At 73.3% G+C, this 13,024-nt stretch carries 10 protein-coding genes; all 10 read right to left on the reverse strand.

Features of this window, described 5'->3' with window-relative positions:
• Positions 1–63: 63 nt before the first annotated feature.
• The 10 genes from AB6L24_RS07400 to AB6L24_RS07445 all read right to left on the reverse strand — a co-directional run bounded on the left by AB6L24_RS07400 (position 64) and on the right by AB6L24_RS07445 (position 12,803).
• Positions 64–732: a hypothetical protein gene (locus AB6L24_RS07400; RefSeq protein ID WP_405653443.1), complete on the reverse strand. Its 669-nt coding sequence runs from the start codon at positions 730–732 to the stop codon at positions 64–66.
• The gene (locus tag AB6L24_RS07405; protein ID WP_405653446.1) at positions 722–1,543 is read right to left on the reverse strand and encodes an FkbM family methyltransferase; all 822 of its coding nucleotides are present in this window, start codon (positions 1,541–1,543) and stop codon (positions 722–724) included. Before AB6L24_RS07405 ends, AB6L24_RS07400 begins: the two co-directional genes overlap by 11 nt.
• Complete coding sequence (locus tag AB6L24_RS07410) at positions 1,540–1,797, reverse strand: Trm112 family protein (RefSeq protein WP_087883941.1); 258 nt, start codon at positions 1,795–1,797, stop codon at positions 1,540–1,542. The genes AB6L24_RS07405 and AB6L24_RS07410 overlap by 4 nt, the downstream gene beginning before the upstream one ends.
• A complete protein-coding gene (locus tag AB6L24_RS07415) occupies positions 1,797–2,711 on the reverse strand; it encodes a hypothetical protein (RefSeq protein WP_380857485.1) in 915 nt (304 codons plus the stop codon). Before AB6L24_RS07415 ends, AB6L24_RS07410 begins: the two co-directional genes overlap by 1 nt.
• A gap of 14 nt (positions 2,712–2,725) precedes the next feature.
• Positions 2,726–3,484 carry a class I SAM-dependent methyltransferase gene (locus tag AB6L24_RS07420; RefSeq protein WP_380857366.1) on the reverse strand — a complete coding sequence of 253 codons (759 nt, stop codon included), beginning with the start codon at positions 3,482–3,484 and terminating at the stop codon, positions 2,726–2,728.
• A complete protein-coding gene (locus tag AB6L24_RS07425) occupies positions 3,481–4,878 on the reverse strand; it encodes a condensation protein (protein ID WP_405653449.1) in 1,398 nt (465 codons plus the stop codon). The genes AB6L24_RS07420 and AB6L24_RS07425 overlap by 4 nt, the downstream gene beginning before the upstream one ends.
• Positions 4,875–9,542 (reverse strand): alpha-(1->3)-arabinofuranosyltransferase family protein, encoded by a 4,668-nt coding sequence (locus AB6L24_RS07430; protein WP_405653452.1) that lies wholly within the window; start codon positions 9,540–9,542, stop codon positions 4,875–4,877. The genes AB6L24_RS07425 and AB6L24_RS07430 overlap by 4 nt, the downstream gene beginning before the upstream one ends.
• Entirely contained in the window at positions 9,539–10,258 is a 720-nt protein-coding gene (locus AB6L24_RS07435) for a class I SAM-dependent methyltransferase (RefSeq protein ID WP_030358562.1), read from the reverse strand. Before AB6L24_RS07435 ends, AB6L24_RS07430 begins: the two co-directional genes overlap by 4 nt.
• Positions 10,255–11,430: a glycosyltransferase family 4 protein gene (locus AB6L24_RS07440; protein ID WP_405653454.1), complete on the reverse strand. Its 1,176-nt coding sequence runs from the start codon at positions 11,428–11,430 to the stop codon at positions 10,255–10,257. Before AB6L24_RS07440 ends, AB6L24_RS07435 begins: the two co-directional genes overlap by 4 nt.
• Before the next feature lie 341 nt (positions 11,431–11,771).
• Positions 11,772–12,803, reverse strand: coding sequence for a DUF3068 domain-containing protein (locus tag AB6L24_RS07445; protein ID WP_405653457.1), 1,032 nt, complete (start codon positions 12,801–12,803; stop codon positions 11,772–11,774).
• Positions 12,804–13,024: the final 221 nt, after the last annotated feature.

The following is a 13,024-nucleotide window of genomic DNA, read 5'->3' on the forward strand; positions in this document are numbered from 1 at the left end:
CGCCGATCCGGCACCCCGCTGCCCCGCCGACCCGCCGTCCCGGACCCCGCCCGGCGCCCCGCCTCACCCCTCAGGGAACGAAAGGCGCTGCAACAGCCCCCACGTGAACTCCGCGACACAGCGCCGCCGTTCCCCCGGCTCCCCGCCCGGACCCGCCTCCGGCGCGGTGAACGCCAGCCGCCACCGCGTCGGCGCCGTGCCCTCCATCGGGCGTGCGGGCGCGAACGCGCGGGCGGCCTCGTCGACGGTGCACGACCAGGGCGTGAGGTCGGCGAGGGTGCGCAGCTCGGGGCCCGGCGCGCCGGGGGCGCGGATCAGCCTCCCCCATAGCTCTGAAAGCATGGGAGGTGCCCCCATGTTCCACACCGCGGCGTTCGGCCCGAGCAGCACCTCGAAGCGCAGGTCGGGCCAGAGCGGCACCGGCCAGAGCAGCGCCTCGCACTGAAGATCGCCGATCTTCCGCGGGATCGTCGTCTCGGGCGCGCCGAGGACCGAGCGGTACCGGGAGACCGCCGCGCGCCCCTTGCGCGCGTGCAGCATCGCCTGCCAGCGGCGGTTGGCCTCGCGCATGTCGGCGACGGAGGTGCCCAGCGCGTGCCGGGCGTCCTCGACGAGGTCCGGGTTGTGGTCGGCCATGCGGCGCAGCAGGACCAGCTGGAAGTCGAGGGGCGTGAACGGGCCGGGCGGACGCGGGGATCCCGGACCGGAACCGGCGGGGGAGCTAGCGGACATGCACCCCATGGTCCCGCACGGCCCGCCCGGCCGGACGCCGCCCGTCGGGCAGGAAGAGCACCGAGTTCACGTACCGGGGCCTTCGCGGCGTCAGCGCGCGCCGCACCAGGCCCTGCGTCACGACGTACGACGTGGCGCGCTGGTGCGCCTCCAGGTCGAAGGCGTCCAGGGGCAGCCAGACGTCGTCCGGCAGGACCCAGCCGCGGTAGCCGTGCGCGTCCGCGAGGTGGTCGACGACCGGGGCGATGGGCTGGATGCGGGCCTCCAGCTCGACGAAGAGCGCCGGGCGGTCCCGGTCGAGGAGTTCGCGGGCGCCGCGCAGGACGGGCAGCTCGTGGCCGTCCACGTCGATCTTGATGAAGTGCACGTCGTGCAGGCCGAGGCCGTCGAGCGTCAGGCACGGCACGTCGAGCGCGGTGCCGTGCACGCCGTCCCGGCGCACCAGCGAGGACACCCCGCGGTCGCCCCGGTCGTCCTCGGGCAGCCAGAGCCGGGCCGTGCCGGGCTCCTCGCCCGCCGCCGCGTGGATCACCCGGACGTTGCCGGGCGTGGCCGCCGCGAGCAGCCGCGCCAGATGCGGCACCGGCTCCACGGTCACCACGCGCCGGGCCCGCCGGGCGAGCCGGTGCGACCAGGGCCCGTACCAGCCGCCGACGTCGACGGCGGTGCCGCAGTCGGGCGGGCACAGCTCGCCGAGGCGGGCCAGCTCGGGCTCGAAGCGCGGATAGACGAGCCGGGCCAGGGCGGCCACCGCGCGGGTGGGGAGCCGGGGCGCGACGCGGGCGGCGAGGGTCTTGCGGGCGGGCGTCACGACGAGATCAGCTTGAGCAGGCGCTCGTGCTCGTCCTCCGAGACCTGTTCACCGGAGGACGGCAGGAGTTGTGGGATGCCGTCCACGATCGGGTAGCGGCGGTGCAGCCGCGGGTTGTAGAGGGCCTGTTCGGGCAGCGGCACCGGTTCCGGAGCCGGGTCGGCGGGCAGGTCCGCCTCCGGCGCGAGCAGGACCAGCGGGCCCTTGTCGAGGGGGCAGGCGAGGATCTTCAGCAGCGGGTCGTCGGGGTTCATCAGGGCATCAGCTCCTTGGGTGGCAGATTCGGTTCGGCGGGAACGGCGGGTGCGGGGTCGTGCTTGGGCATCACCAGGAGCACCGCCACCGCGAGCACCGTCCCCGCGACCCGCAGCGTGAGCCGCACCGGGTCGTGGGGCAGCGCCTCGCCGAACGCGAGCGTCCCGAGCACGGCGGTGAACAGCGACGTCACCGTCGTGCACACCGGGACGATCAGTGAGGCCCTGCACTTCTGGAGCGCCGCCTGCGACATGATCAGGCCGAACGCGCCGGTGAAGAGCAGCAGATAGGGGTACGGGGAGCGCAGCAGGTCGAGCAGGGCGCCACCCAGGCCGTCCGACGTCAGATGGCTGGACACGCCCTTGATGGCCAGCGAGCTGACGCCGTAGAGCAGGCCCACCGCGACGCCGTACTCCACGCCCGTCGTCGGCTGGCGGTGCTTGCTGCGGGTGCGGCGCTCGGCGGACGCGTACAGCCACAGACCGGCCGCGAGCGACGGCAGGCAGACCGTGAGGACGAGCGGGGCGGGCGCGTCGCGGCCGACCGTGTCCGTGCCCTCCTTCAGGGAGAGCACGACCATCAGGAGCGCGACGAGGATCGCGCCGACCGCGTACCGCTCGCGCCCCGACGTGCGCTCGCCGAGCAGCTTCGCCGACAGGAGCAGGAGCAGCACGAGCCCGGAGACGAAGATGCCCTGGGCCGCCGCGATCGGCAGCGTCCGGTAGACGATCAGCTGCGCCCCGAAGCCCGCCGCGAGCGCCAGCGAACCGCCGATCCACAGCGGGCTGGAGATCACCTGGCGAAGGAGCCGGGCCGGGTTGCGGACGCTGACCGACGGCATCGCGGTGAGCGCCCGCTTCTCCAGGACGAAGCCGGTGCTGTAGAGCAGGTTCGCGAGCAGCGCCGCGGCCACACCCCACCACATGGCTACGCTTTCCGCGCGTGCAGCAGCAGGATGGAGGCGGCGCCCGGCACGGAGCAGGCGAGTCGGTCCAGGGCGCGCAGCGGCCGCGGCACGCCGTGGAAGGGCGCGCCCGCGAGGCGTACGACGTCGAAGCCGGACGCGGCCACGAACTCCCTGAGCGCGCGGGCGGTGTAGAGCCGCAGATGGCCCACCACCTCGCGCCCCGGGCGGCCGTGGATGCCGCGCAGGCTCACCTCGGAGAACACCGGCTGCACGCCCGCGAGCAGCAGCCCGCGGTTGTACCAGGCGGCGAGGTTGGGCGTGGACAGCATCAGGTGGCCGCCGGGGCGAAGGACGCGGCGCAGCTCGTCGAGGGCGCTGTCGGGGTCCACGAGGTGCTCGATGACCTCGCTGAACAGGACGGCGTCCGCCGATCCGTCCGCGAACGGCAGGCCGCCGTCGGTGAGTTCGCCGCGCACGACGTGCGGCAGGTGGCCGCTCGCGCGGCGCAGCGCGTCCTGGGACCAGTCGACGCCGATCACGCGGTGCCCGGCGAGCAGCGGCGCGGCGACGCGGGCCGCGCTGCCGTCGCCGCAGCCGATGTCGAGGACCACGCCGGCGCCCGCGCTCGCGGGGCCGAGGGCGGCGGCGAGCATCCGGGCCTGGCGCAGGCTGCGGGCGTCGCCGGAGGCCACCGGCACGTTCGGGTTCTCGTAGAAGTCCCGCAGTCCGTGCGGGCGTTCTCCCTGGTCCGTACGCGGGGTGGCGCTGGTCGTCGTCATGAGCCGCTGCCCTCCGGGGTCGGGTGGAGGTTCTGCGTGGCGTTCAGATAGTGCTCGAAGAGGTCTCGCAGGTGGGCGCCGTCGCCGTGGCTGAGCAGGGTCCGGGACCAGCGCAGGGCCAGGTGCAGGCGGCCGGCGGTGGACGCGGTGGTCACGGTCAGGCCGCGCGGCATCCGGGCGGGCGCGGAGAACCACACGGCGGTCGCCGCCCCCGCGTCCCCGAAGTCGAGGGCGTACGGCACCCGCCCGATGTTGCTGAGCAGGGTCGTCGACGTCCACGGACCGGCGGCTTTGCGCAGGCCGCGGGTGACGGCGGCGCGCATCGTCACCGGCAGGACCGGCGCGGTGAGCAGCGTCGCGCCGTGGCCGAGCTGCGGGCGCGACAGGGCCTTGAGGGCGCGGGTGCGGTCGGAGGTGCGGCGCAGCAGGGCGTGGATCTCGTCGGGAGTCAGGTCTCCCGGGCCCGACCGGCCGGTGCTCGCGTCCGGCTCCAACTCGCCCACACTGAACGGCACTTCGACGAGCCGGGTGCCGTTGCCGATGGGCATCGTCATGTCGCGCGGCCGGTCGTCGACGGGCATGGTGATGCGCAACGGACGCGGCCTGGAGCCGTGTTCGCGGTTCCAGTGCGCGATCATCAGCGCGGTCGCCACCATCAGCTGGTCGTTGACGGTGTAGGGCGCGCCCTTGGGGCGGCGCGGCACCGGCAGCTCGGCGACGAGCATGCCGTTGCCGGGGGAGGGGTCAGGCGTGCCGTGGGCGACGCGGGCCGGTGCGGCCCACGGCGAAGGCAGGCCCGACGGCGGCTCGTCGGCGCCGCCCCCGCCGTCCGCCGACGCGGGCGTACGGGTCGGGGGCGCGGCGGGCGCGTTGTCCCGGCCGCCGTACAGCTCGGCCGCGGTGGCGAGCACCCGCAGGCAGGCGGGGCCGTCGAGCGCGGTGTGGTTGATGGTCAGGAACAGCACGCTGGACGTGCCGCCCGCGTCCGCGTCGGCGACGACCTCCAGGCGGATCGGCGGGGACGCGGTGAGCGGCGGCGCGTCGCACAGGGCGCGCTCCCTGGCCCGCTTCAGGGCGTCCGGCACCGGCGCCGGGAACGTGACCACCTCCACGTCGGGGCTCTCGGTCAGCTCCCACTCGTACCGCCGCCGGTACCAGGCGCCGCGTGCCTCCCGCACCAGGATGCGCGGGTGGCGCCGCAGCGCCTCGCCGAACGCAGCCTTCAGCCGCTCGGCGTCCGGCGTGCCCGGCAGGTGCACCTCGATGTGGACGGTCTCCGGCTCCTCCTCCTGCAGGCAGTGCCGGGCGACCTCGTCGACGACGGGGAACGGCACCCGGCGCGGCGGACGGCCGGGGCCGTCCGCACGCCGGGCCGGGTGTTCCAGGGCGGTCATGGTGCGTTGTCCTCTCCCGGGCGCGGATCCTCACCCGAGCGCGTACCCCGGCCGGGGGTCCCCTCATCCGTGGGAGCCTCGTCGGCCGGTTCGGGCGTGTCCTTGCGCAGCGGGTCCGGGCCGCGGGCCGACAGGGTCGGGCCCGCGCTGTACGGGGGGACGGCCGGGGCCGCGCCGGACTCGGGCACGCCGGGCGGACCGGCCTCGGCCGCGCCAGCCCCGTCGGCCCCTCCGTCCATGGCATCCCCGCTCCTGCGGTGCGGCAGCGGCGGCGCCGACGGCCCGCCCAGGTCCCGGTCGGGCCCGAGCGGCATGGTCACGGCGTCCGGGGAACCCTGAGGCCGGGGCGGCACGGGCGTGGCTCCGCCCGAACTCCCGGGCCCGGCGGGACCAGCAGGAGCTGCGAGACCTGCGGAACCAGCGGGCACGGCGGGACCGCCGAAGCCCGCGGCCCCCACAGGACCACCGGTGCTCCACGGATCCCCGGCACCCCCAGGACCACCGGCACCGGCACCCGCGACCGCCGCGCCCTGTGCGTCGGCCCCCTCCCGCACGCTCACCAGCGCCGCGAACAGCGCGATGAACGCGAGGAGTTGAGCGGTGTGCCCGAAGGCCCCCTGGTCGGCGGCGACGGCCTCGCCCGCGCCGGTCGCGGCGGCGATACCGGCCCCGGCCATGGCCACGAGCGCGATCGGGACGAGCAGCGCGTGCCGGCGCCAGGCGAGCAGCGCGAGGACGGGCACGAGCACGGCGAACCAGCCCGCGACGACCACGGCCACCAGCGTGAGGACCACCGTGCCGAGCACCGGACCCGGTCCCGGCGGGGTCACGCCGGGCCCGTCCGGGTTCGGCTCGCGGCGCCGCACGAACACCAGCGCCACCAGGGCGAGGACGCCCACGCCACCGCCGATGAGCCCGGCCTCGTACGCCGTGGACGGCTCGTAGGTGAGCTTGACCGTGCCGCCCTCGCCCGCCGGGACGAGCCAGCCCTGCTGCCAGCCGTCGAGCCGTACCGAACGCAGCTCCTTGCCGTTCAGGGTGGCCTTCCAGCCGTCGTTGACGTTCTCGTAGGTCGTCAGGTACTGGGCGGCGCCGTCCCCGACGGCCACCTCGCGGCGGTCGCCGAGCCAGTCCTTGATCTTCAGCTCGCGGGCCTTGGTGACGAGGCCGCCCGGGGTGCCGCGGGTGAGGGACACGTCGGTGACGGCGAGGGGGCCCTCGTCACCGGCCTCCACGCGGTGCTGCCCGGCGGCGAGGTCCACCGAGGTCTGCTTCTTGTTGTCGTCGCACAGCGTCAGGTCGAGAGGCCTGCGGTCCACCAGGTCCCGCACGGTGCCCTCGGCGCTCGTCGCGTACAGCTTGCCGTCGACCGACACCGCCGGGCCCTCGCCGCAGGCGAGTTCGAAGGTGCGGTCGGGGTCGGGCTGCTTGGTGCGGAACTTGTCGAGCGCGGGGACGTAGGCCTCGGTGAGGCCGACGGGCAGCTGCAGCTTCTCGTCCGCCACCGGGTTGTGCAGGGTGAGCGGCGCCGTCTTCGTGATGGTGATGTCGAGGCGGTCGGTGGTGATCGGCGCGAAGCGGGCGTTGCCGTTCTCGTCGACCCCCGCGACGGCCGCGCCGTCCGGAGAGCTGATCTCGATCTTCTCGGGACGGGTGGAGAGTCCGCCCGCGGGCGGCAGCACGATCTGGTCGACCGCGACCTTGCCGGGCCACCGCAGATGGATGACCGGCTTGTCGCCCGCGATCCACGCGGTCGTCAGGTCGCCGTCGGTCAGGTTGCGGGGCGAGAGCCCGCCGCCGAGGTCGGACGTCGAGTCGGCGCTGGCGATGATCTGCTCGCGCTGGTCGGGCGCCACCTTGTAGAGGAGCTCGTCGAGCTTCTGGCCGGGGACGGCGACCGCGCTCGCCTTGACCTTGTAGCTGCCGTCGCCCGTGGTGGTGAAGCGGCGGTGCAGCCCGGCCTCGGCGGTCACCGGCGACAGACCGGACTGGTCGGCCGAGCGGTGCATGGAGTACGTCGTGGCGTCGGCGTCCGCGCCGTCGGTGCCCTCGGTGTCGGCGGGCATCCGCAGCAACTTGGTGACCTGCACCTTGGGGATGCTGATCTCCGAGAACCCGGCGCCGGTCAGGCCCTTGTGGGCGACCTGCGCGTCGAGGATGGTCAGCTTCAGCCACGAGGAGTCGCCCGGCTTGACCTTGATCCGCTGCGTCTGGCCGTCGGGCCGCAGGTACGAGGTCGCCTTGCCCTGCTCGGTCTCCACGCGGACCTTCGTCGGCGCGGACCGCACGCCCTGCTGCGGCAGCGGCGTGACCTTGATCGACGAGGGGATGGCGGTCTTCTCCGTGAACTCCGCCTTGATCCACTCGTTGTCGGGGTTGCCCGGGTTGCCTTCCGTCCAGGCCGTGTTCGGGTTGCCGTCGAAGGCGTTCACCGGGTCGAACTGCGGCAGGTGGAACAGCCAGTTGCCGTAGCTGGACGCCGTCACGGTCTTGGCGCCGCGCAGCTCCGCGACGGTCTGGTGCTTGACGCCCTTGGTCGGCAGGATCTGCCGGGGCTTCTCGCCGCCGTCCTGGAGGGCGTCCGGCGCGTTCTTCTCGTCCTTGGTGTACGGGTACGAGGTGTTGGTGTTGACCAGGCCGAAGCGGGTGTCGGTGCGGCGCAGCCCGTCACCGACCGCCTGCAGGGCGGGCGGCGAGCCGAGGCCCGGGTGGTTGTCGCCGGTCAGGACGGCCGGACGGTCCTTCATGTCCGGGTCGGCGGACAGCGGGAGCAGCGCCTCGGGGCCGCCGCTGACGACGGCCGTGTTGGCCACCGGCTTCAGGCCGGCCTGGCCGGGGCGCTGGGCGCCGTCGCCGGGCGCGTAGATCTCGACCGCGCGCTGGCGCGGGTACAGGCCCTCGACCTGCACGGGCGTGTCATTGGCGATCCGTCCGCCGGTCTCGGTCGGCCCGAACCCGGTGACGCGCTTGAACCCGGACTCCTCCAGGGTGCGCTTGACGGTCGCGGTCGGGACGTAGCCGATCTGGTCGGGGTCGAGGTCGTTGCGCACGACGACGTAGTAGAGCCCGGCGCGGGTCAAGTAGTCGCGCAGGCCCGGCACTTGGCCGCCGGTCATGAGGGCCTGCTCGACGGCGTCCATGGCGCGCCGGTTGCCCTTGGTGCCGAACGGCACGTAGTCGCGCTGGGCCCAGCGGGAGTCGGCGAGCACGTCGAGCGGCTGGTCGATGGGGGAGCCCCAGGTGTAGATGCCGTGCGCGGTCGCGGGCACGACCAGGGCGCGCGAGTCCGGGGAGTACTTGTCCAGCCAGTCGGCCGTCGTGTCCCAGTAGTTGGGCAGCTTCTGGAACGAACCCGGCTGCAGGATCGAGCCGTTGAGGTACGGCCAGGCGAGCCCCGGGATCACGAGGACGGCGGCCACCAGCGGGGCGTACCGCCGCCCGCGCACCGGCCGTGCCCCGCGCGCCCGCGCCGCCACGCCCACCAGATGGGCCAGGCCGAAGGCCAGGGCGAGCGCGAGCCCGGTCTGGAACTTGTAGATGTTGCGGAACGGGACGAGCCCGCCGTTCAGCCAGTCCTGCACGGTGCCGTGGAAGGGCGCGCCGAACACGCCGCCGTACCCGGCGAGGGTGACGAGCGCGACGGACAGGACCGTGAGCACCAGCCAGCGCCGCTCCGGCAGATCGCGCCGGGCGAGCCCGGCGAGGCCGAGGGCCGCGGCGAACGCCGAGCAGACGATGGCGATCACGGAGGTCGCGACGGTCCATCCCGCGGGCAGCCAGGAGTCACCGAAGTGCAGGTACGCCACCCAGTTACCGGCGCCGCGCAGCGTCTCGGTGGCCGACATGGTGCCGGTCGTGGTCGCCGAGTTCTCCACGTACGGCAGGAAGTTCTCGCCGTAGATGCCGAGCAGGAGCAGGGGCACCACCCACCAGGCGGTGGCGAGGACGACGCCGGGCACCCACCAGGTGATCAGCTTGCGCTTGCGCGGTCCGTTCGGGCGCGACAGCAGATAGAGGCCCACGGGCAGCAGTGACGCCAGCGTCGACGCGGCGTTCACACCGCCCATGAACGGGATGAAGAGCGCCGAGCGGAACGCAGCGATCCGTGCGGTCACGCGGTCGTTGGTGAGCGGTATCAGGACCCACGGCAGGAACGCGCCGGGCAGCGCCGCCGCCGACGTCGAGCCGACCACGACGGTGAACGTCGGCCACAGCGCGTACACGGCCGCGCCGAGCAGCCGCGAGCCGCTGCTGCCGATGTTCAGGCGCTCGGCGAGCCGCAGCGCGCCCCAGAAGGCGACGGCGACGATCAGCGACATCCAGAGCCGCTCGGCCAGCCACACCGGGAGCTGCAGGAGATCGGCGAGGGCGTAGTACGGCAGCATCGGGAAGGCGTAGCCGATGTACTGGTCCTGGATGCCGCCGAAGCCGCCCCGGTCGTGCCAGAGCTGGCCGAGGTCGGAGAGGAACTGCCAGGGGTCGACGGCGACACCGAGCTTGGTGTCGAACGTCATCCGCCCCGGTTTGACGGCGAGGAAGCACACGAACACCACGGCCCAGAACCCGGCGAGCCAGCGCCGTGAGCGCGGCCCGCGCCCGGGTTCGGGCGCGGGCGCCGTCGGCTTCAGGGCCGCCGGGGGTGGGGACTGGACCGTGGTGGTCATGGACACCGCCTGAGGATGAGGAGGAGGTTCCAGGTGGCGACTTCGCGCAGACCTGGGACCTTCGCGACCGTTTCGGCCCAGAACGGCCAGTAGCGGGAGCGGGCCGAGACGACCTGGACGTCGTCGCGGGCCCGCACCTGTCTGAGCGTGGGTCCGACGTGGTGGGCGAAGAGGTTCTCGCCGAGCTTGTGCTTGGCGGGTTTTCCGGTGCGGCGCTCGTAGCGGGCGCGGGCCCGCTCGGCGCCGAAGTAGTGCAGGGGCGCCCACTCGTGGCCGCCCCAGGGGGAGTACCAGTTGGTGAACGCCACGTAGATGAGTCCGCCGGGGCGGGTGACGCGCACCATCTCGCTGAGGAAGGTGCCGGGGTCGTCGACGTGCTCCAGGACGTTCGAGGAGAACGTGACGTCGGCGACGCCGTCGGCGAGCGGCAGCAGATAGCCGTCGGCGACCACGGAGCCCTCGGGGGGCTTCGCGCCGAGTTCGTGCGGGTCGGGCTCGAAGAGGTAGGCCTGCGCGCCGCGCCGCTGGAACTCCTCGGTGAAGTAGCCACCGCCGCCGCCCACGTCGACGACCACCCGGTCCTTGACGGGCAGGTGCCGCTCGACCTGGTCGGCGGCGTCACGGGCGAGCAGCGCGTAACACTTCTCCGGCTCCTGCTGTTCGCGCAGGAAGGCCCGGAACAGGGTCACGGAGCGGCGCAGCGACGGGTCCCTCACGCAGATCCCTTCACTTTCGCCGGCGGCTCGTGCGCGGCGACGGCCTCCGCGGCCACCGCGCGGAACTGGCGCACCGTGTTCGACCAGCGGAAGTGCGCGGCGCGCTCCGCCGCGGCCTTGCCGAAGGCGCGGCGCCGCTCGGCACTGAGCGCGAGCGTGCACCAGTGGGCGGCGAACGCGCTCTCGCCGTGCGCGAGCAGCCCGGTCACGCCGTCTTCTATGGAGTCGCGTACTCCGGGTACGTCGAAGCCGATCGCGGGCGTCGCGCGCGCCGCGGCCTCGGTGACGACCAGGCCCCAGCCCTCGACGGCCGAGGGGTGCAGGAGCAGCCACGACTCGCAGAGCAGCCGGTGCTTCTCGGCCTCCGAGACATGGCCGGTGAACTGCACGCCGGGCCCGGCCATCCGCTCCAGGCGCGCCCGCTCGGGGCCCTCCCCGACGATCACGAGCCGGCCCCCGGTGACCGGGCGGACCCGCTCCCACAGGCGCAGCAGCAGATCGACGCGCTTGTACTCCACGAGCCGGCCCATGGCCAGGAACATCGGCTCGTCGGAGCGCTCGTGCAGCGGCCCGGGCTCCTCCACGCCGTTGTGCACGACGCGGATGCGCTCGGGCTCGACGCCGAGGTCCTGCAGGGCCGTCGCGGTGGACGGCGACACGGCGACCAGGAGGTTGCCGCGCTGGGCGCCCGAGAGGGACCAGTGCTCCAGGCGCCGCCCGAGGCGCGCGGCCGGGGCGAGCGGTCCCTGGAAGCGCATCGACCACAGCTCGGTGTGGACGTGGTTGACCAGGCACAGGGTGGGGCCCCGGTGCCACAGCGGGGCGAGGTACGGCATGCCGTTGCACACCTCGACCAGCAGGTCGGTGTCGCCGATCTGGCGGGTGAACGCCGACCGGGCACGCAGGTAGTGGCCGAGGTCGCCGCCCGCCGACACCACGCGGTAGTCGCGGTAGGCGGCGGGGCCGCCGCACAGCAGTGTGACCTGGTGGCCCTCGGCGGTCAGTCCGTCGGCCAGCTTGTCGACCAGGAGTTCGGAGCCGCCTGCGGCCGGGTTTCCCAGGTCGCGGCGGGCGAGGAAGGCGATCCGGCGCGGCTGTGGGGGGAGCGCCGGAAGGGGCCACGCGGGCCGTGATGCGACCGGGCGCAGCGACGACGGCACGTGCTGGGGCATAGGTGCTCCAACTCGTCTCGGGGTGCGGAACTGTGGGGAAGTTCGGGTGGGTCCGGGGTGGGGCCCGGTTGTACGGGTGGCGCGAATGGATCCGGTGGTGCGGGGCGGTGCGAGGTGCTACGGGGTGGTGCGAGTGGTGCTGCGGGGACCGGGGTCGGTCCCGGGGTGCGGGGCGGGACTCCGGTGCTCCGGGGACGGAAAACACCGGGTGGTTTGCGCAGTCGTTGTGCTGGGACTGTGCGGGGACTGTGTCTGGGTGGAGTGGACAGTTTTCGCCGCACCGAACGGTGCGGCTACTCACCGGGGTGACAATTTCGGCCCTTCTTGACGCTGACGTCTCATCACATCGTGGTGGGTTGCAGGGAATTTGGGGACGTATCGGAATGTGGACCCATCGAATCCGGTCCTTCACCGTCCCTCCCCGAGCCGTTCGCGTCGTTCTCCCTGCCGCGCGCCACGAGCACCCCGCCGAGGATGGCGAGCGCCCCGCCGAGGACCACGGTGACCAGCGGCAACGTCTCGCCGACCAGCTTCAGCCGGGAGCTGTCGTCGTCCGCCAGGTCCACCTGGGACTGCTGGGTCTTCTTGTTGAACGCGATCCGCCGGCTGTCGAGCAGGACGGTCACGTCCTTCTTGCCGCCGGGGGCGCGCAGGGTCTTGCGGGGGCCGATGGCGGCGAAGATGATCCGGCCGGTGCGCTGGTCGGCGACCAGCTCGATGCCGTGGTTGGCGTACCACTCCTCGGCCATGACCTGGCTGCGCCTGGGCTGGCCCACGAGGCGTCCGGGGACCTGGCGGGTGCCGGTCTTGGCGGCCTTCACGGTGCCGGTGAAGCGCAGGCCCTCGTAGCCCTGGATCTTCTTCTTGCCCTGGTAGGACAGCGGCACCGTGGCGCCGAGCGTGCTGTCCCACCACAGGTAGGTGCGCTTCTCGACGTCGAAGGGGAACTTCAGGTACGCCTCCCCCTCGAAGTACGGCTTCTCGCCGCAGCAATGCACCGGTTTGTTCGTCTTCCGGTCGGTCACCCAGCGCTCCAGGCTCCACTGGAGCGAGTCGTGCGGATCGGCCGCGGGCAGCGACTTGTCCGGGTCGATCGAGGTCGATACGTCCCAGATCGCCCGGCCCGACTTGTCGCTGTCGGCGACGTCGCCGCGCACCTGCCGGGTGATCGTCAGGTTCTGGCCGGTGACGGTTTTGATCTTTCCGGTGTCGAAATAGCTGCCGGTCCCCTTGAAGACCGTTATCTGATCGACATCAATGGGCGTGCGTTTCGCACGCGGCTCGACGTACCAGGCCAGCATCGGGGCCAGGACGAGCAGAAAGGCGCCCAGGCCGAGCAGGACCAGGGACAAGGGCGAAGCTGTACGGCGCATCCGGCGCTCCTGCCGTGAGGGCGAACAGGGGTCGGTCGGTCAACTGTGCTGGATTACCGACGAGTTATGGGATTGCTGCGGTGCTGCGGCCGCCGGATTGCCCGAAATGATGCGGCGCTGTTTCCACGGGGTTACTGACCCGTATGGGCCGCGAACGTAGGCGGACCCTTGACGCAGTGTCAATGCGTTGTCGACACTGTCCTCCTGCGGAGCGGGGTGGG

This window comes from Streptomyces sp. RK9, from assembly GCF_045070545.1.
Taxonomy (GTDB): Bacteria; Actinomycetota; Actinomycetes; order Streptomycetales; family Streptomycetaceae; genus Streptomyces; species Streptomyces alboflavus.